Source organism: Herbaspirillum sp. Her4 (assembly GCF_057961335.1).
Genome location: NZ_CM176330.1, coordinates 421,033 through 438,358, shown reverse-complemented (window position 1 = coordinate 438,358; position 17,326 = coordinate 421,033). Strand labels below are relative to the sequence as shown.

Annotated in this window: 16 protein-coding genes; 7 read left to right on the top strand and 9 right to left on the bottom strand. The window is 63.0% G+C overall.

All coding sequences use genetic code 11. The annotated features are described in order from the left end of the window. Positions 1 to 48: 48 nt before the first annotated feature. The gene (locus ACWFUC_RS01995; protein ID WP_209584377.1) at positions 49 to 2,121 is read right to left on the bottom strand and encodes a UvrD-helicase domain-containing protein; all 2,073 of its coding nucleotides are present in this window, start codon (positions 2,119 to 2,121) and stop codon (positions 49 to 51) included. A gap of 125 nt (positions 2,122 to 2,246) precedes the next feature. Here ACWFUC_RS01995 and ACWFUC_RS01990 point away from each other — a divergent pair, with 125 nt between their 5' ends. Then, complete coding sequence (locus tag ACWFUC_RS01990; RefSeq protein WP_489623950.1) at positions 2,247 to 2,717, top strand: SRPBCC family protein; 471 nt, start codon at positions 2,247 to 2,249, stop codon at positions 2,715 to 2,717. Positions 2,718 to 2,824: 107 nt separating this feature from the next. Here ACWFUC_RS01990 and ACWFUC_RS01985 read toward each other — a convergent pair whose 3' ends face one another. After that, entirely contained in the window at positions 2,825 to 3,874 is a 1,050-nt protein-coding gene (locus tag ACWFUC_RS01985; protein WP_204726967.1) for a YeiH family putative sulfate export transporter, read from the bottom strand. 159 nt (positions 3,875 to 4,033) lie between these two features. Between ACWFUC_RS01985 and ACWFUC_RS01980 the strand changes: the two genes are divergently transcribed. Next, complete coding sequence (locus tag ACWFUC_RS01980) at positions 4,034 to 4,936, top strand: LysR family transcriptional regulator (RefSeq protein WP_489623949.1); 903 nt, start codon at positions 4,034 to 4,036, stop codon at positions 4,934 to 4,936. A 25-nt stretch (positions 4,937 to 4,961) separates the two neighbouring features. Here ACWFUC_RS01980 and ACWFUC_RS01975 read toward each other — a convergent pair whose 3' ends face one another. Next, positions 4,962 to 5,447, bottom strand: coding sequence for an asparaginase domain-containing protein (locus ACWFUC_RS01975; protein ID WP_034330389.1), 486 nt, complete (start codon positions 5,445 to 5,447; stop codon positions 4,962 to 4,964). Between the two features lie 206 nt (positions 5,448 to 5,653). On the opposite strand from ACWFUC_RS01975, the gene ACWFUC_RS01970 reads away from it, so the two are divergent. After that, on the top strand, positions 5,654 to 6,418 hold the full coding sequence (locus tag ACWFUC_RS01970; protein ID WP_034330392.1) for a hypothetical protein: 765 nt from the start codon (positions 5,654 to 5,656) through the stop codon (positions 6,416 to 6,418). Here the strand turns inward: ACWFUC_RS01970 and ACWFUC_RS01965 are convergent. Beyond that, positions 6,396 to 7,382, bottom strand: a complete 987-nt coding sequence (locus ACWFUC_RS01965) for a D-2-hydroxyacid dehydrogenase family protein (protein WP_489623948.1) — start codon at positions 7,380 to 7,382, stop codon at positions 6,396 to 6,398. The genes ACWFUC_RS01970 and ACWFUC_RS01965 overlap by 23 nt on opposite strands. 180 nt (positions 7,383 to 7,562) lie before the next feature. On the opposite strand from ACWFUC_RS01965, the gene ACWFUC_RS01960 reads away from it, so the two are divergent. Next, a complete protein-coding gene (locus ACWFUC_RS01960; protein WP_252696539.1) occupies positions 7,563 to 7,769 on the top strand; it encodes a LysR substrate-binding domain-containing protein in 207 nt (68 codons plus the stop codon). Between the two features lie 387 nt (positions 7,770 to 8,156). Next, a complete protein-coding gene (locus ACWFUC_RS01955; protein ID WP_252696538.1) occupies positions 8,157 to 10,025 on the top strand; it encodes a phosphoenolpyruvate carboxykinase (GTP) in 1,869 nt (622 codons plus the stop codon). A gap of 92 nt (positions 10,026 to 10,117) precedes the next feature. On the opposite strand, the gene ACWFUC_RS01950 is transcribed toward ACWFUC_RS01955, so the two are convergent. Beyond that, on the bottom strand, positions 10,118 to 10,570 hold the full coding sequence (locus ACWFUC_RS01950; protein ID WP_276843052.1) for an acyl-CoA thioesterase: 453 nt from the start codon (positions 10,568 to 10,570) through the stop codon (positions 10,118 to 10,120). Between the two features lie 358 nt (positions 10,571 to 10,928). On the opposite strand from ACWFUC_RS01950, the gene ahpC reads away from it, so the two are divergent. Together ahpC and ahpF are read left to right on the top strand one after the other, a co-directional pair. Next, positions 10,929 to 11,492 (top strand): alkyl hydroperoxide reductase subunit C, encoded by a 564-nt coding sequence (gene ahpC, locus ACWFUC_RS01945; RefSeq protein ID WP_008332872.1) that lies wholly within the window; start codon positions 10,929 to 10,931, stop codon positions 11,490 to 11,492. Between the two features lie 172 nt (positions 11,493 to 11,664). Beyond that, positions 11,665 to 13,266 carry an alkyl hydroperoxide reductase subunit F gene (gene ahpF, locus ACWFUC_RS01940; RefSeq protein ID WP_121040657.1) on the top strand — a complete coding sequence of 534 codons (1,602 nt, stop codon included), beginning with the start codon at positions 11,665 to 11,667 and terminating at the stop codon, positions 13,264 to 13,266. Positions 13,267 to 13,509: 243 nt separating this feature from the next. Here ahpF and ACWFUC_RS01935 read toward each other — a convergent pair whose 3' ends face one another. The 4 genes from ACWFUC_RS01935 to ACWFUC_RS01920 all read right to left on the bottom strand — a co-directional run bounded on the left by ACWFUC_RS01935 (position 13,510) and on the right by ACWFUC_RS01920 (position 17,256). Continuing rightward, positions 13,510 to 14,664 (bottom strand): D-alanyl-D-alanine carboxypeptidase family protein, encoded by a 1,155-nt coding sequence (locus ACWFUC_RS01935; RefSeq protein ID WP_034331763.1) that lies wholly within the window; start codon positions 14,662 to 14,664, stop codon positions 13,510 to 13,512. Between the two features lie 288 nt (positions 14,665 to 14,952). After that, a complete protein-coding gene (locus ACWFUC_RS01930; protein WP_276843049.1) occupies positions 14,953 to 15,615 on the bottom strand; it encodes an alpha/beta hydrolase in 663 nt (220 codons plus the stop codon). Positions 15,616 to 15,692: 77 nt separating this feature from the next. Further along, positions 15,693 to 16,037 (bottom strand): (2Fe-2S) ferredoxin domain-containing protein, encoded by a 345-nt coding sequence (locus tag ACWFUC_RS01925; RefSeq protein WP_034331765.1) that lies wholly within the window; start codon positions 16,035 to 16,037, stop codon positions 15,693 to 15,695. A gap of 67 nt (positions 16,038 to 16,104) precedes the next feature. Then, positions 16,105 to 17,256, bottom strand: coding sequence for a VanZ family protein (locus ACWFUC_RS01920; RefSeq protein ID WP_134137007.1), 1,152 nt, complete (start codon positions 17,254 to 17,256; stop codon positions 16,105 to 16,107). Positions 17,257 to 17,326: the final 70 nt, after the last annotated feature.

Below are 17,326 nucleotides of genomic sequence, written 5' to 3'. Positions count from 1 at the left end.
GATATCGACATTTTCGCCACGTTTCAGGCGCATATGCGCCCCCTGGACTCAACTTCCTTCAGGCGTCGGACGCGGCTTCTGCAACAAGGCCTTCAAATTGGCCAGCCGCGCCTGCGGCGTGATCTTCTCGCTCTCCTGCGGCACCGCCTCGCCTTCATCCAGGCGCATCTCCTTGACGAAGCGCGAGATCTGGCATTCGATCACTTCCTTGGCGCGCTTGCGGCGCTTGCACCAGGACAGGTGCAGGGAACGTTGCGCGCGCGTGATGCCCACGTACATCAGGCGGCGCTCCTCTTCCACGCGCGCAGCAGCAGCCTCGGGAGGGGTGTCGGGGTCGCCCTTGTGCGGCAGGATGCCTTCCTCCACCCCCACCAGGAACACGTGCGGAAACTCCAGTCCCTTGGACGCATGCAAGGTCGACATGCGCACCGCATCCTGCTCTTCGTCGCGCCCTTCGAGCATGCTCATGAGCGCCACCATCTGCGTGATCTCCAGCAGGTTCTTCTCTTCACCCTCGCCATCGCGCCCGCCACAGGCGCGTTCCTTCAACCAGTTGATGAAGTCCACCACGTTCTGCCAGCGTGCCAGCGCCGCGCGCTCCTCGAAGCTGTCGTAGAGGTAGAACTCGTAGTTGATCGCCTCCATCATGTCGTCCAGCACCTTGCCCGCCTCTTCGCCGCTGCCCGACGGACCCGGCCGCGTGGCGCGCGATTCCAGCGCATTGATGAAGTCGCAGAACTTGCGCAGCGGCAGCAGCTGGCGGTCGGTCAGCTTGTCTTCCAGGCCGCCCTTGTAGACCGCCTCGAACAGCGAACACTGCCACTGCCCGGCCAGCGTGCCCAGCACCTCCAATGTCGCCTGGCCCACGCCACGGCGCGGCGTGGTGACGGCGCGGATGAAGGCCGGGTCATCGTCCTGGTTGGCGATCAGGCGCAGGTAGGCAATGATGTCCTTGATCTCGGCACGGTCGAAGTAACTCTGCCCGCCCGACATCACGTAGGGGATGCGTTCGCGCCGCAAGGATTTTTCCAGGATGCGCGCCTGGTGGTTGCCGCGATACAGGATGGCGTAATCGGCAAACTTGGCGCGCCGCTCGAAGCGGTGCGCCGAGAGCGTGATGGCGATCTGGTCGGCTTCGGCTTCCTCATCATCCATCGCCATGACCGTGATCGGATCGCCCAGCCCGTGCTCGGACCACAAGGTCTTGTCGAACAGCTTGGGATTGTTGGAAATGACCGCGTTGGCCGCCTGCAGGATGCGCGTGCTGGAACGATAGTTCTGCTCCAGCTTGATGAGGTGCAGGTTGGGAAAATCCACGCCCAGCAGTTTCAGATTCTCGATGGTCGCGCCGCGCCAGGCATAGATGGCCTGGTCATCGTCGCCCACGGCGGTAAACATCGGCTTCTTGCCCACGCCGGTCACCAGCAGTTTGACCAGTTCGTACTGGCAGGTATTGGTGTCCTGGTATTCGTCGATGAGCAGGTAGCGCAGCTTGCGCTGCCAGCGGTCGCGCACTTCCTCGTTGCTGCGGAACAGCTCCACCGGCAGGCGGATCAGGTCATCGAAATCGACCGCCTGGTAAGCCTTCAGCGTAGCCACATAGCTGCGGTAGATGCGCGCGGCCTGGGCTTCGTCTTCGGTGCGGGCATTCTTTTCGGCCAGCTCGGGATCGACCAGGCCGTTCTTCCACAGGGAAATGGAATTCTGGATGCCGCGGATGATGGCCTTGTCGGTGGTGACCGCCAGTTCTTGCACGAGGGAAAAACAATCGTCGCTGTCCATGATTGAAAAGCGGTCCTTCAGCCCCAGATGCTTGGACTCCTGCCGCAGGATCTTCACGCCCAGCGAATGGAAGGTCGAGACCGTGAGGTGCTTGGCCTGCTTGGGATCCTTGAGCAGCTTGGCGATGCGCTCCTGCATTTCCAGCGCAGCCTTGTTGGTGAAGGTGAGCGCGGCGATGTTGCGCGATTCGTAACCGCAGTTCTCGATCAGGTGCGCGATCTTCTGCGTGATCACGCGGGTCTTGCCCGAACCGGCACCGGCCAGCACCAGGCAGGGCCCGGCCATGTAGTGGACGGCTTCGCTTTGCGGCTTGTTCAGGCCGAAGGAGGGTGCGGACATACGGAGGCGATCGGCGTGGGCAGGAGAAGAAACGAGGCGCCATTGTAGCAGCCCGCCCGACCGGCCCGGCTGCGCCTGTGGGACAATGCCGCATTGCCGGCGGCAACAACAACACGAGAGCAACCATGAAATTCAACCATCTCATCCAGATCAACGATCCGACGAATCCGCTGATCGATTCCCTGACCCGCGAGCAACTCTGGCGCGGCCTGGTCCTGCGTGCGGAGTCGCCGCGCCTGTTCATGCCGCATCTGGATGACTGCCGCCTCTCCGAAAAAAGCCTCGACAGCGTGCGCCGTGAATTGCGCTATGGCGAGCTGGTCATCATCGACAAGGTCACTTACCTGCCGCAGATCCAGGTGCTCTATGAAGTGCCCTCGCAGGGCGAGATCCCGGCGTCGCGCATGAGCATGACCATCGAGGAGCCCCAGGCCGATGTGCTCTTCGTGCGCTTCGAGTATGACGACGGCAAGCCCGAGGATGTCACCGGCGAAGAAGCTTTCTATGACAACTTCCGCCGCTCGGCTTATCAGGAAGCCGATATCGATACGGTGCGCATCATCCGCGAACTGACCCAGCGTGGTGAGCTGCATTGAAGAAACTGAATCAAGTTTCCCGTTGAGTCAGTTTTCCTGATGCAACAAAATAAGAAGGCGCGCTCCCTGCGGAGCGCGCCTTTTTGCTTGATGAGGTGGAGTGGGCCTCAGGCCAGCAAGCGTCCCAATGCGCCATTGACCAGGGCACCGCCAATCACCAGCCAGGCAAACAGCACCGCACCGAGGATCATGGGCTTGATGCCTGCACTGCGCAGCGCCGAGAGATGGGTGGACAGTCCCAGGGCCGCCATGGCCATGGCCAGCATCAGCGTATCGGCTTGCAGCACCAGCTGGTTGACCGCGGCCGGCAGCGGGAAGAAGGAGTTGAACACCACCACACCGATGAAGGCGAAGGCGAACCAGGGAATGGACAGCTTGCGGGGCTGGTGCTCGTGTCCGGTGACGGACGGCGCTGCCTTCATCGACAGCATCAGCAGGAAGGGCGCCAGCATCATCACGCGGACCATCTTGGTGATCACCGCGACGTCGGCCGTGTGCTGATCGATGGAGCGTGCAGCGGCCAGCACCTGCGCCACTTCATGGACGGTGGAACCGATGTAGACGCCGAAGTCCGGCAGGCGCAGGCCCCACACCGGTTCGGCCTGCAGCGTATAGAGCAGCGGATAGAGGAAGATCGCCAGCGACCCGAAGATGACCACGGTCGAGACCGCCACGGTGACCTGCTCGCTGCGGGCGCGCAGCACCGGCTCGGTGGCCATCACGGCAGCCGCGCCGCAGATCGAGCTGCCGGCACCGATCAGCAGCGCGGCATCGCGATCCAGCTTCAGCAACTTGGTACCGACCAGCCAGGCCAGCCCGAAGGTGGACAGCAGCATGGCCGCGTCGATCACCACACCAGCCACGCCGACGTGGGCGATGTCCTGGAAGGTCAGGCGGAAGCCGTAGAGGATGATGCCCGCACGCAGCAGCGTCTGCTTGGAGAAGCGTACGCCCTCGCCGCAGTACGCGCCAAGGCGCGGATAGACGGTATTGCCGATCACGATGCCCAGCACGATGGCGACAGTCAGGGCCGAGAAGCCGTGATTCTGCAGCCAGCCGATATTGCCCAGGCTCATGGCCGCCCAGGCGACGGCGCCTGAAAGCGCCAGTCCGGCGGCGGCCGGCGGCAGGGAGGAAGTCTGGATGGCGGTACGCATGGGGCTCTCCACGAAGGGTGCTGTCGATGGAGTGCACTTTACGCGCCGGGCTTATAAAAGAAAAACGCGTTATTTTGCTAATATCTACCTGTTTAACAGGTAGATGGGCGGTGACGTTTTCTGCGCACCCCCATGTCGGAAATGCATAAAGGAGGATCGATGAGGATCACGCTGCGGCAATTGCAGATTTTTCTGGCCGTGGCCCAGTCGGGCTCGACCACGGCGGCGGCCGGGCTGGTGGCGCTGTCGCAGTCGGCGGCCAGCGCTGCATTGAACGAACTGGAGAGCCTGCTGGGCGTGCAATTGTTCGACCGTGTCGGCAAGCGGCTGGTGTTGAACGACAGCGGCCGCCAGCTGCTGCCGCAGGCGCGCCACATGCTGGATGCAGCCCAGACCATCGAGCGCCAGTTCAGCGATCCGGCCGCGCGTAGCGACCTGCATCTCGGGGCATCCACCACCATCGGCAGCTATCTGCTGCCGGCCATGATCGCCGCTTATCGGCGCAGTCATGCAGGGGCGCGAGTGCGCGCGCTGGTGGCCAATACCGCCGATATCGTGGAGGCCGTAGTCAACTTCGAAGTGGATGCGGGACTTATTGAAGGCCCCTGCCATGCCGATGATGTGCAGGTGGAGCCGTGGATGACCGATGAACTGATCGTGGTGGCCGCGCCCAAACACCCCATCGTCCGCGCGCGCCGCAAGATCACCCTGAAGATGCTGCGCGAAGCCGACTGGCTGCTGCGCGAGGCCGGGTCCGGCACGCGCGAGGCGGTCGAGCATGCGCTCATTCCCTACCTGCATCATTTGCCGTCGTCCTTCGAGTTCGGCAATTCGGAAGCCATCAAGCGTGCCACCGCGGAAGGCCTGGGCATCAGCTGCCTGTCACGCTCGGTGGTGGAAGATTTGATCGAATCAAGGAAGCTGGTGGAACTGGACACGCCGCTGCCGATCTTGCGCCGGCATTTCTACATGGTGGTCAGCCGCCACCGCGCGCCTTCGCCCAGCCTCGCGGCGCTGCTGTCGTTCTGCCGCGACTGGGCGCAGCGGCAGGCACCGCACTGAAGACGGGGCCTGCCAAAGGCCGGAATCAGATCGGCTCGAAAACGCCCGCGCTGCGGTTCTTGGCCACCTTGTTCCAGGCGAAGATGCGGCCGTTCATGGCCACATACACCCCCGGCGGCAGGACCTGGGCTACGCCGCAGGCAAAGCCGAAGTTGAAGAAGGCGTCGGAATTGGCGATCTCGTAGGGGATCATGGCGCCGGTCAGCACCACGGTCTTGTCGGTGAGCGCCTGGCCGAGCACCTGGGCGGTCTGCTGCATCGTGTCGGTGCCGTGGATGATGACGATGGCCTGCTGCGCCGAGGCCTGGCAGGCTTCCAGCACGCGCTGGCGGTCGCCGTCCTGCATCTCCAGCGAATCGAGCAGGCGCAGGGTTTCCAGGGAAACTTCGGTGGTGATGCGGGCGCGGGCAATGACGTCCGGCAGGTGGCTCTCGCCAAAGCCAAGCTGGCCCGCGATTTCGTCGTAATGCTTGTCGAAGGTGCCACCGGTGGCGATGATGCGCAGGCTCATGGGTTTCCTATCTTCCAACTGGTCAAAATGTTCACATCGCGGGATAAGCAAGATGCGGTCCCGGACGCCGCGTGCCAGCCGCTTCCCCCCGGATAGCCGCGCTATGGCTGCTGGCAGGCGCTATCTTACACGCAGGAAGCTTCATTTTCGTTTGGAGACGGGCGGGGCCGGAGCGATTTTCCAAGGACATTTATAATGGACCGCATATGAAACCTCTGGCACCCGGCACCGTCATCTTCCACCGCCATCGCGGCTATGGCGTGATCGTGCTCGTCAACCTGATGACGGGCTGGATTTCTGCGCGCTTCGGCAGCGAAGTGCGCACCCTGGACCTGAACCTGTCGTCGGACGAAGTGCAGCACGCCGATGGCACGCCCATTTTGTTTCGCCGCGCTCCGCCGGACCGCATGCCGCATGCGCGCCTGATGGCCATGGTGCGCGAGCTGCATCGTGCCGGCTACCAGCGGCTCTACCTCTACAGCTGGCCCAAGCCGTCCGGGCTGCACTGGCGCTGGCATCTCTTCAGCGGCCCGCGCAACTGGATCGAGCGGCCCTGGCGCGAGGGCTGGTATGGCTCGGGCGCCGATTACAACTTCAATCCGGTGATGGGCTGGGGTGACGGACCGTCTTCGTCTCCCGAGGAACTGGCGCGCCTGCTGGCCCAGTTCGACCCGCAGGGCCTGGCGCAGGCGCTGGGCGAAGACGAAGCCCACGCCAGCTGGTTCGAACTGGTGTGCGCCACGCTGTTGCCGGATTACGCCTTCAGCCTTGGCTGGCACAGCAACGGCAGCATTCCGGAACACCTGCCGGTGATCCCGATCCGGCGCAACGTCCCCGAATACGCCGGCCCGCCGCTACCTTGGCCGCCGGGTTGGCGCCACCTGTGGAAGCGCGCCGGGGCCATGCCCCAGCTCACCTATGACCCGCCGGTCAGAACCATTCACCGCATCACCCCAGAGCCTCAGGATTGAGCACGTTCCTGGGCGCACCGGCGGCGTAGTCGACGATGTTCTGGAAGGCCGCGCGGAAGTAAAGTTCATATCCGTCTTTTTCCACATAGCCCAGGTGCGGGGCGGCCACCACGTTGTCCATCTTCAGCAGCGGTGAATCCACCGGCAGCGGCTCGCGCTCGTAGACGTCCAGCGCAGCCAGTCCGGGACGGCCGGCGTGCAGGGCCGCTTCCAGCGCATCGGCCTCGACCAGTTCGGCGCGGCTGGTGTTGACGAAGCAGGCAGTCGGCTTCATGCGGGCCAGGTCGCTGGCCTTGACGATGCCGCGCGTGGCGTCGTTCAAGCGCAGGTGCAGGGTCAGTACGTCGGCCTGGGTGAAGAAATCTTCCTTGCTGGCGGCAGCGTGCAGGCCATCCTTGACGGCTTGCTCGCGGCTGGCCTCGCGTCCCCACACCACCACCTGCATGCCGAAGGCGCGGCCATAACCGGCCACCAGCTTTCCGATCTTGCCGTAGCCCCAGATGCCCAGGGTGCGTCCCTTCAGGGCGGTGCCGATCAGGTTGTGATGCGGCGTGGGCGAGACCTGCTGCCAGGCCCCCGCGCGCAGGGCGCTGCAGTATTGCGGCACGCGGCGCATGGCAGCCATGATGAGGGCCCAGGTCAGCTCGGCCGGTGCGGTCGGGTCGCCCACGCCTTCGACGATGGCAATGCCGCGCGCGGTGGCGGCGGCCACGTCGACATGGCCGCTGACCTTGCCGGTCTGGGAAATCAGTTTCAGCAGGGGGAGTTTTTCCAGCAGGGGCTGGGTGAGGGCGGTGCGTTCGCGGATCAGCACCACGGCGTCGAAGGGCGCCAGCCGCGCGGCCAGCTGGCCGGTGCCGCGCACGGTGTTGGTGAAGACCTTGACGTCGTGGCCGTCGAGCAGACGGAAGCAATCTAGGTGGCGCACGGCATCCTGGTAGTCGTCGAGGATGGCGATTTTCATGGGAAGTCTCCTGGCACTCTTGAGGGGCTGTGACCGGCCACCTGCGTGGCCGGCGTGGGCGTCCATCATAAAGCGATTGCCGGGATTCGGCACGGGCGCTGTTGCCCATGCAATTGGGGCGGCGCGTAAAGCTCGCATATTTTTCAGGGCCGCCCGATCCGGCGGCCGCCAGCGACTCCGATGACTGCCGCACAGGCCGGCAGCGGCATCATCCAGCAGATGTCGGTGACCCTCGATCCGGCCATGCAGGAGGGCAGCCTGGTGCCGGTGCTGCCGGAATGGCAGGTGGCCGGTCCGGACATCGTGGTGCTTTACCAACCAACACGCCGCGAGACAGCCAAGGTGAAAGTTTTCGTCGCATTTCTGCAGGAGATATTCACGTTGTGAATGGCATATCGCCCGCAATGCCCCGCAAATCCAGTGTTCATGCGGTTTATCAAGGAATGACTGTTATATGCCACGGTAATGAATTAACAGATTTTTTTTGATTTGTAATTACCTACTACATAAGTCGGGTATTTTTCGCTACAAATTTGCGTAAATTCCGTTTTATCGGGGTACAATCGCTGCCACTTTCCTGCACTCTCGACTGTCGAAGAGTGAGCAAAACCCGCCGCCAGCAAGGAGGCGGGCCGGGTGGCCGGGCTCCTGGAGACCGCCGCCATCGACAAGACCGCCGTATTGCAGACTGGCGTGCGTATCCCGCCAGGCCCGTGCAACGACGATCCTGCCGTGCCAACCGAATTCATCAACTTGTGGCATTGGAGGTAGCATATGAACCAACCCCTCATGGCAGGCATTCCCGCAGTCAATGCGCCCGCCTACGTCAAACACCAGAAACTGATCAACTGGGTCGCCGAAATTGCCGCGCTGACCAAGCCGGCTCGCATTTACTGGTGCGATGGTTCGCAGGAAGAATACGATCGCCTGTGCGCTGAAATGGTCGCCGCCGGCACCATGAAGAAACTCAACGAAGCCAAGCGTCCCAACAGCTACCTGGCCTGCTCCGATCCGTCGGACGTGGCCCGCGTGGAAGACCGCACCTTCATCTGCTCGCAGAACAAGGAAGACGCCGGCCCGACCAACAACTGGACCGATCCGGCCGAGATGCGCCAGACCTTGAACGGCCTCTTCGACGGCTGCATGGCCGGCCGCACCTTGTACGTGGTGCCGTTCTCGATGGGTCCGCTGGGTTCGCCCATCGCCCACATCGGCGTGGAATTGTCCGACTCTCCCTATGTGGCCGTGAACATGCGCATCATGACCCGCATGGGCAAGGCCGTGTATGACGTCCTAGGCAGCGATGGCGAGTTCGTGCCCTGCGTGCACACCGTGGGCGCACCGCTGGCCGCCGGCCAGAAGGACGTGGCCTGGCCGTGCAATGCCACCAAGTACATCGTCCACTATCCGGAAACCCGCGAGATCTGGTCCTACGGTTCGGGCTATGGCGGCAATGCGCTGCTGGGCAAGAAGTGCTTCGCCCTGCGCATCGCCTCCACCATGGGCCGCGCCCAGGGCTGGCTGGCCGAGCACATGCTGATCCTGGGTGTCGAATCCCCGGAGGGCAAGAAGCACTACGTGGCTGCCGCTTTCCCCTCGGCCTGCGGCAAGACCAACTTCGCCATGCTGATCCCGCCCAAGGCCTTCGGCGGCTGGAAGGTCACCACCATCGGTGACGACATCGCCTGGATCAAGCCGGGTGCCGATGGCCGCCTGTACGCCATCAACCCTGAAGCCGGCTATTTCGGCGTGGCCCCGGGCACCAACGAAAAGAGCAACTACAACTGCATGGCCTCGGTTGCAGCCAACACCATCTTCACCAACGTGGCGCTGACCGATGATGGCGACGTCTGGTGGGAGGGCATGACCAAGGAAGCCCCGGCGCACCTGATCGACTGGCAGGGCAAGGACTGGACCCCGGAAATCGGCAAGGAAACCGGCCGCAAGGCAGCGCACCCGAACGCCCGCTTCACCGTGGCCGCAACCCAGAACCCGGTGATCGATCCGGCCTGGGATGATCCGGCCGGCGTGCCGATCTCGGCCTTCATCTTCGGTGGCCGCCGTTCCACCACCGTGCCGCTGGTGACCGAAGCCCGCAACTGGGTGGAAGGCGTGTACATGGCCGCCACCATGGGCTCGGAAACCACCGCTGCGGCCGTCGGCCAGCAGGGCGTGGTGCGCCGCGATCCGTTCGCCATGCTGCCGTTTGCCGGCTACAACATGAGCGAATACTTCCAGCACTGGCTGGACATCGGCAAGAAGATCGCCGCCTCGCCCGCCGAGCTGCCGAAGATCTACTGCGTGAACTGGTTCCGTACCGATGCCGACGGCAAGTTCGTCTGGCCCGGCTTCGGCGACAACATGCGCGTGCTGAAGTGGATGCTGGACCGCATCGAGGATCCGCAGGGCGTCAAGACCGGTGGTGTCGAACATCTGTTCGGCGTCACCCCGCGCTTCGATGACCTGCAATGGGAAGGCCTGGACTTCAGCGCCGAACAGTTCGCCACCATCACCTCCATCGACAAGGCCGCCTGGGTCAAGGAACTGGAGCTGCATGCCGAACTGTTCGACAAGCTCAAGCACAAGCTGCCGGCCGAATTGCAAGGCGTGAAGGACAAGCTGGAGAAGAAGCTGGCAGCCTAAGCTGACCGGTTCGGAGAAGACAGGAAGCGCCTGCCGCAACTATGCGGCAGGCGTTTTCTTTTTGGGGTGGCGGATCTGGCGGAAGCGTTTTTTCAGCCCGGCATCAGCAAGGTCAGCGGCATGAGCGCCGCCCGCAATGCCTCGGGCAACGCCACCGGCCTGCGGCTGGCGCGATCCACGTACACATGCACGAAGTGGCCTTGCGCAGCGGCAGTCTCTTCCCCCGCCTTGAAGATGCCCAGCTCGTAACGCACGCTGCTGCGGCCCAGATGCGCCACGCGTACGCCCACTTCGATCAGGTCCGGAAAGGCGACCGAAGCGAAATAGTTGCACTGCGTTTCGATGACCAGTCCGATCACATCCCCCCGTTCGATATCCAGCACGCCCCGCTGCACCAGGTAGTGGTTCACGGCGGTATCGAACCAGCTGTAGTAGACGACATTGTTGACGTGGCCATAGACATCGTTGTCCATCCAGCGTGTCGCAATGGCGTGGAAGTGCAGGAAATCGGCGCGGCGGCCGGGGTGGGGACGGTGCTCGCTCATCGGTTCATCAGGGTCAGGATTGGTCAGCTTGTGCACCTGCACAAGAACGGCGTGCTTGCAGTAACATTGCTCCCACTTCCGCTCGCACCCGCTCCTTGGCGCGGCCGGAAGTGTTTCATCTTAAGCGATCACGGTCAGAGATTGGCCAGTGTCGCGCTTGCATCTGCGCAGGCCGATGCCATGTGTTTCCGGTGACCGCGTCGTTTTGCGGGCGCCGGCGCTGCCGATAGCCTGATCCTCAAGACTGATAGTTAAATCCAATCAAAAGTATTGATTAAATAAAATTGATCTATTTTGTTTGGCGTTCTACTATTCAACCCATCGCTTCACTCAACCCCCCTTTAAAAGGAAATCGACAATGTCCCTGATCAACACCACTATCAAGCCGTTCAAGGCAACCGCTTACCACGATGGCAAGTTCGTCGACATCACCGAAGCCACCCTGAAGGGCAAGTGGTCCGTGTTCGTGTTCTACCCGGCCGACTTCACTTTCGTGTGCCCGACCGAGCTGGAAGATCTGGCCGACAACTACGCTGAATTCAAGAAGCTGGGCGTTGAAATCTACGGCGTGTCCACCGACACCCACTTCGCTCACAAGGCATGGCACGACACCTCGGAAGCCATCAAGAAGGTCCAGTACCCGCTGGTGGGCGACCCGACCGCAACCCTGGCACGCAACTTCGAAGTGCTGATCGAAGAAGAAGGCCTGGCACTGCGCGGCACCTTCGTGATCAATCCGGAAGGCGAAATCAAGGTCATGGAAGTGCATGACAACGGCATCGGCCGTGACGCTTCGGAACTGCTGCGCAAGGTCAAGGCTGCCCAGTACGTGGCCTCGCACCCGGGTGAAGTCTGCCCCGCCAAGTGGGAAGAAGGCGCTGCCACCCTGAAGCCTTCGCTGGACCTGGTCGGCAAGATCTAAGCAACACCCCGCCGTATCGCGCCAGCCAAGCGCTGTTCTCCGGCTGGCGCTGCACTGAACATCCCTGCAGTATCCGTCCTGGCACGCTCCCCCCGGGCAAGCGGCCGACCCCCACAAGGGCGAGGCCGTGGTCAGGGCGACCCTAGAATCTCTCAACGAGGAAGTAATCATCATGCTTGATGCCAATCTCAAGACCCAATTGAAGGCCTATCTGGAAAAGGTCAGCCACCCGATCGAGATCGTCGCGTCGCTCGATGATGGCGCCAAGTCCCGTGAGATGCAGGAACTCCTGCAAGACATCGTGCTGCTGTCGGACCGCATCAAGCTGGTCGAGCAACGCGGTGCCGATGCCCAAGGACGTACCCCGTCCTTCAGACTGAACCGCCCCGGGACCCATATCAGCGTCGAATTCGCCGCGATCCCGATGGGCCACGAATTCACCTCCCTGGTGCTGGCGCTGCTGCAAGTCGGCGGGCACCCGGTCAAGCTCGACGACAAGGTCATCGAGCAGATCAAGAACCTGGACGGCGATTATCGCTTCGAGACCTACGTCTCGCTGACTTGCCAGAACTGCCCGGAAGTCGTGCAGGCGCTGAACGTGATGTCCATCATCAATCCGCGCATCCAGTCGGTGACCATCGACGGCGCGCTGTTCCAGGGTGAAGTCGAGCAACGCCAGATCATGGCCGTGCCGACCGTCTACATGAACGGTGAAGTCTTCGGTCAGGGCCGTACCGGCGTGGAAGAGATCCTCGCCAAGCTCGACACTGGTGCCGCTGCCCGCAAGGGTGAAGAACTGAGCGCCAAGGAGCCGTATGACGTGCTCATCGTCGGCGGTGGCCCCGCCGGTGCAGCGGCGGCGATCTATGCAGCGCGCAAGGGTATCCGTACCGGCGTGGTGGCCGAGCGTTTCGGCGGCCAGGTGCTCGATACCCTGGCCATCGAGAACTTCATCTCGGTGCAGGAAACCGAAGGCCCGCAATTCGCCACCGCGCTGGAACAGCACGTGCGTGCCTATGACGTCGACATCATGAACGTGCAGCGCGCTGAAGCGCTGGTGCCGGGCGACAAGCTGATCGAAGTGAAGCTGGCCAATGGCGGCGTGCTGAAGGGCAAGACCGTGATCCTGTCCACCGGTGCCCGCTGGCGCAACGTCAATGTGCCGGGCGAGCAGGAATACAAGAACAAGGGCGTGGCCTATTGCCCGCACTGCGATGGTCCGCTGTTCAAGGGCAAGCGCGTGTCGGTGATCGGTGGCGGCAACTCGGGTGTGGAAGCAGCCATCGACCTGGCCGGTATCGTCGCCCATGTGACCCTGATCGAGTTCGCAGCCGAACTGAAGGCCGATGCGGTGCTGGTGCGCAAGCTCAAGAGCCTGCCCAATGTGACCATCGTGACGTCGGCGCAGACTACCGAGATCACCGGCGACGGCCAGCGCGTCAACGGTATCAGCTACAAGGAACGTGAAACCGGCGAGGTCAAGCACGTGGAACTGGAAGGCGTGTTCGTCCAGATCGGCCTGGTGCCCAATACCGAATGGCTCAAGGGAACCCTGGCCTTGTCCAAGCACGGCGAGATCGAGATCGACGCCAAGGGCCAGACCTCGATTCCTGGTGTCTTTGCTGCGGGTGACGTCACTACGGTGCCGTACAAGCAGATCGTCATCGCCGTGGGTGCAGGTGCAACGGCTGGCCTGTCGGCCTTCGATCACCTGATCCGGTCGTCGGCGGATGATGTGGCACCGGCAGTAGCCAAGGAAGCGGTTGCGGCCTGATTGCTGATTGATTTCAGCCAGCCAGTAAAGCAGTAAAAGAAACGCCACCGGTTCGCCGGTGGCGTTTTTGTTTCTGGCTTGGGGTATGTGATCCGATGCATCCAAGGGTTTGCGTATACGTATCGGCATGCAATGCGTGGCCTTGGCAGCGCACATGAAAAAACGCCATCGGTCACCCGATGGCGTTTTCTTGACTTGCTCATCTTGCTCATCTGCCGCCGTGGCGGCAGAACTGCCTGATGATTACTTGAACATCAGCCGCAGCGAGTCCCAGGCACGGCCGATGAAGCCAGCCGGGCCCACCGATTCCAGCGCGATCACCGGCAGTTCGGCCACGGTCTTGTCATCGATGGTCACCTTCAGGGTGCCGACCTTGGCGTTTTCCGAGATCGGGGCGATCAGCGGATCATTGCGTTCCAGCTTGGTCTTGACCTTGTCAGCCGTGCCCTTGGGGATGGTGATGTAGACGTCGTTCTTGAAGCCGACCTTGATCTTGCTCTGCGAACCCTTCCACACGTCCGGCGTATCCACGGCCTGGCCCTTGGCATACAGCTTCACGGCGTCGAAGTTCTGGAAGCCCCAGTTCAGCAGCTTCTGGCTTTCCTGGGTGCGGACCTGGTCGGAAACCGTACCGATCACCACCGAGATCAGGCGACGCTCGCCGTTGGGCACCGGGCGATGGGCCGAGGTGATCAGCGAATAGCCGGCGCTGGAGGTGTGGCCGGTCTTCATGCCATCGACCGTCGGATCCAGCCACAGCAGGCGGTTGCGGTTGGGTTGGGTGATGTTGTTGTAGGTGAACTTCTTGACCGAGTAATAGCGCTTGTAATAGTCAGGGAAGTCGTTGATCAGGTTGCGGCACAGAATGGACAGGTCGCGCGCGGTCGTGTACGTGTCGGCGCTGGGCAGGCCGTGCGGGTTGCTGAAGTGGGTGTTGGTCAGGCCCTGGCGCTGCGCTTCACGGTTCATCAGCTGCACGAAGGCATCTTCCGTACCGGAGACGGCTTCGGCCACGGCCACGGCGGCGTCATTGCCGGAGACCGAGATCAGGCCATACAGCAGGTTGTCGATCGAGACTGGCTTGTTGGGCTCGATGAACATCTTGGAGCTGCTCGGATCGACCTTCCAGGCGTTGACTGAAACGTTCACTTCCTGCTCCAGGCTCAGGCGCTTGTCGCGCAGGGCGGCGAAGGCCAGGTAGGCGGTCATCAGCTTGGTCAGCGAGGCCGGTTCCACGCGGGTGTCGGCGTCGCTGGAGGCGATCACCTGGTTGGCCGAGGCATCCAGCAGCAGCCAGCTCTTGGCCGCCACGGTCGGCGGCGGCAGGCTTTGGGCGGAGGCGGTCAGGGCGGAAAGGGAAAGGACGGTTGCGGCAAATGCCGCGAGAAGCTTTTTCATCGGTGCCTAAGAAAAATTGCCAGCACGGGGGAACATCGTAGCTGTTGGTTTGAAAAGAGGGTGAGGCAGGACGGATCAGTCTGGTTCAATCGATACGAACAACCGCAATGGCGCGCGCTGCGTCGGTCTGGCTGGTCGCACTGAATTATAAAACGTCATGTGGCATCGTTCCCAATTGAATGGATCTTCATCCCCGAAAATCCCCTCACGATACCGGCATGCACCCTGGCTCTGGCCTCGTACAGCGCCGCCATGCTTCCGGATGAACGCCGGACGTGCCGGAAACCTTCAGGCCGGAAGCTGCGCCGGGCGGCGATGCCAGCTTTCGACCACGACGTTCTTGATATGTTGCAGCTTGCGGTGAAAAAAGTGATCCGAGCCCGGAATCACCACCACCGGCAGCTCCTGCGGGCGCGCCCAGTCCAGGACGGCGGACAGGGGAATGGTGTCGTCCTGCTCGCCGTGGATCAGGATGGTATTGGCCGGCGCCGGCGGCATGGGCCACTTGCCGGCGGCCGTGCCGACCAGCACCAGGCGCTCGGCGGCGCTGGCCGCATCCTGTTGCAGCAGGCGCTGCTGCAATTGCGCCTGGACGAAGGTGCCGAAGGAGAAGCCGGCCAAGGCCAGCGGCAGGTCCGGATACTGCGATCGCATGTGCTGCAGCAGCAGGGCCATGTCGTCGGTCTCGCCGGCACCGTGGTCGTGTACGCCTTCGGACTTGCCCACGCCGCGGAAATTCATGCGCACCGCCACGTAGCCCAGCGCCAGGAAGGTGCGGGCCAGGGTTTGTGCGACCTTGTTGTCCATCGTGCCGCCATACAGCGGATGCGGATGGGCCACCAAGGCCAGGCCGACGGGCGCGGCGAATTGCTCGGGATCCGGCAGGTCGAGTGCGCATTCGAGCTGGCCGACGGCACCGGCGATCTGGAAGTGTTGGGTATGTACGTTCATGGCGTGCGGGGAAACGGATGAGGGGAAGCTTGCTGCGCCCGGCTTGGGGGCGGCAGCATGATCAAACTTTCATATCGTCAGATTTTCAGGCGGTCCACGACCTTGCCGCCGACGATGTGGCTGTCGATGATCTCGTCGATGTCTTCATTGTCGACGTAGGTGTACCAGGTGCCTTGCGGGTAGATCACCACCACCGGGCCTTCTTCGCAGCGCTCCAGGCAGCCGGCCTTGTTGATGCGGACCTTGCCGGGCGCGGACAGGCCCAGTTGCTTGATGCGCTTCTTGGCGTGTTCCTGCGCGGCCTGCGCGCCCTTGTCGGCACAGCAGGTACGTTCGCCCGGCTTGCGCTGGTTCAGGCAGAAGAAGACGTGATGTTCGTAATAGGGTTGCTCTTGCTCTTGCGGTTGCTCTTGATCGCTCATGGAATGCCCTGTGGAGAGTGACGGCAGTGCCGGCGCGGGCCGGCAAAACGTCAATGATACACCCCGCTCAGCCCGGCCTGCGGTGCACCGGGTGCAACAGGAACCAGATCGCCAGGAAGGGCCACAGCACCGACAGGAACTGCGCGGCCCCGTCGAAGTTGAGGAATTTGCCCTGGACCCAGGTCTCCAGCGTGGAGAGGTAATAGGGATTGGCCGGGACTGCGTTGGTGACCACCAGGCTCAGGATCAGTGCCAGCGCTGCCACTCGCCGCTGCGCCGTGGGCGGGGCCCAGGCCAGGCCGACGATCATCAGTGTCCCCAGCATGATGCCGCCCACGGCACTGGGCGAAATCCAGACGAAGGCATTCTGCGGCGCGAAGAACAGCGCGCACGCCAGCGACTTGGCCGCGATGCAGGCTAGCAGGTAAAGCGTTACCAGCCGCCGGCGCGGGGCCTGGCGGCGCATCAGCAGCAGCACCAGCAGGGCCGCGCCGGTCAGGCCGCAGGCGGTGACGATGACGTCGGCCAGCCAGTATTGCTCGGCGCTCGGTTGCGCGCTGTTGAGCCAGGTGGTGGCGAGGTCGATGGGGGTATCGAACAGGTCGGAAAAGAATGCAGACAACGGCGGCACCAGATGTCCCAGGCCGAACAGGTGGTTCTGTGGATAAATCAGCGCCAGCGGCCACAGCCACGCTACCACCAGCCCGCGGCTGGCCGCGCCCGAGAACCAGCGGCGGCGCAGCATCAGGAAGCGGCTATCCTCCAGGAAATAACGACTGCAAGCTGCGCCCAGCACGGCCCCCAGCGCCACGCCCAGCGAATTGGTCAGCAGGTCGAGATTGGAGGACACGCGCGTGGGCAGGTAGGTCTGCACCGCCTCCATGCAGGCCGACAGCAGCACACCGGCCACCGTGGCCGGCCATATCGCCCACCAGGGGCGCAGATGCGGGTGCAGGGCCAGCACCAGCAGCAGGCCCAGCGGGATGTAGCCGGCCACGTTGGTCCAGACGTCGAACACGGTCCAGTAGTAGGGCAGGCGCGCGCCCAAGTAATCGAAGGGTTTGATACCCATGTCGCGCCAGCCGGAGAAGGGATACCAGCTGGCATAGACGATCAGCAGGGTATAGACCAGCAGGCTCACGCGCGCGAACGACGAGGCTGCCGGTGCACTGGCCGGGGTAGCGGGAGGCTCGGAGCGGGCATCGGGTGGAACGGGCATGGGCCAGAGGGTAACCGATTTCGGGCCGGGCCGCGCCGGCCGGCTGCCGTCTTTACCATTGCAGCGCGCC

Excerpts from the sequence above, each read along its gene's own strand:
- ACWFUC_RS01995 (WP_209584377.1), bottom strand. The coding sequence starts at position 2,121 with ATGTCCGCACCCTCCTTCGGCCTGAACAAGCCGCAAAGCGAAGCCGTC.
- ACWFUC_RS01990 (WP_489623950.1), top strand. The coding sequence starts at position 2,247 with ATGAAATTCAACCATCTCATCCAGATCAACGATCCGACGAATCCGCTG.
- ACWFUC_RS01985 (WP_204726967.1), bottom strand. The coding sequence starts at position 3,874 with ATGCGTACCGCCATCCAGACTTCCTCCCTGCCGCCGGCCGCCGCCGGA.
- ACWFUC_RS01980 (WP_489623949.1), top strand. The coding sequence starts at position 4,034 with ATGAGGATCACGCTGCGGCAATTGCAGATTTTTCTGGCCGTGGCCCAG.
- ACWFUC_RS01975 (WP_034330389.1), bottom strand. The coding sequence starts at position 5,447 with ATGAGCCTGCGCATCATCGCCACCGGTGGCACCTTCGACAAGCATTAC.
- ACWFUC_RS01970 (WP_034330392.1), top strand. The coding sequence starts at position 5,654 with ATGAAACCTCTGGCACCCGGCACCGTCATCTTCCACCGCCATCGCGGC.
- ACWFUC_RS01965 (WP_489623948.1), bottom strand. The coding sequence starts at position 7,382 with ATGAAAATCGCCATCCTCGACGACTACCAGGATGCCGTGCGCCACCTA.
- ACWFUC_RS01960 (WP_252696539.1), top strand. The coding sequence starts at position 7,563 with ATGACTGCCGCACAGGCCGGCAGCGGCATCATCCAGCAGATGTCGGTG.
- ACWFUC_RS01955 (WP_252696538.1), top strand. The coding sequence starts at position 8,157 with ATGAACCAACCCCTCATGGCAGGCATTCCCGCAGTCAATGCGCCCGCC.
- ACWFUC_RS01950 (WP_276843052.1), bottom strand. The coding sequence starts at position 10,570 with ATGAGCGAGCACCGTCCCCACCCCGGCCGCCGCGCCGATTTCCTGCAC.
- ahpC (WP_008332872.1), top strand. The coding sequence starts at position 10,929 with ATGTCCCTGATCAACACCACTATCAAGCCGTTCAAGGCAACCGCTTAC.
- ahpF (WP_121040657.1), top strand. The coding sequence starts at position 11,665 with ATGCTTGATGCCAATCTCAAGACCCAATTGAAGGCCTATCTGGAAAAG.
- ACWFUC_RS01935 (WP_034331763.1), bottom strand. The coding sequence starts at position 14,664 with ATGAAAAAGCTTCTCGCGGCATTTGCCGCAACCGTCCTTTCCCTTTCC.
- ACWFUC_RS01930 (WP_276843049.1), bottom strand. The coding sequence starts at position 15,615 with ATGAACGTACATACCCAACACTTCCAGATCGCCGGTGCCGTCGGCCAG.
- ACWFUC_RS01925 (WP_034331765.1), bottom strand. The coding sequence starts at position 16,037 with ATGAGCGATCAAGAGCAACCGCAAGAGCAAGAGCAACCCTATTACGAA.
- ACWFUC_RS01920 (WP_134137007.1), bottom strand. The coding sequence starts at position 17,256 with ATGCCCGTTCCACCCGATGCCCGCTCCGAGCCTCCCGCTACCCCGGCC.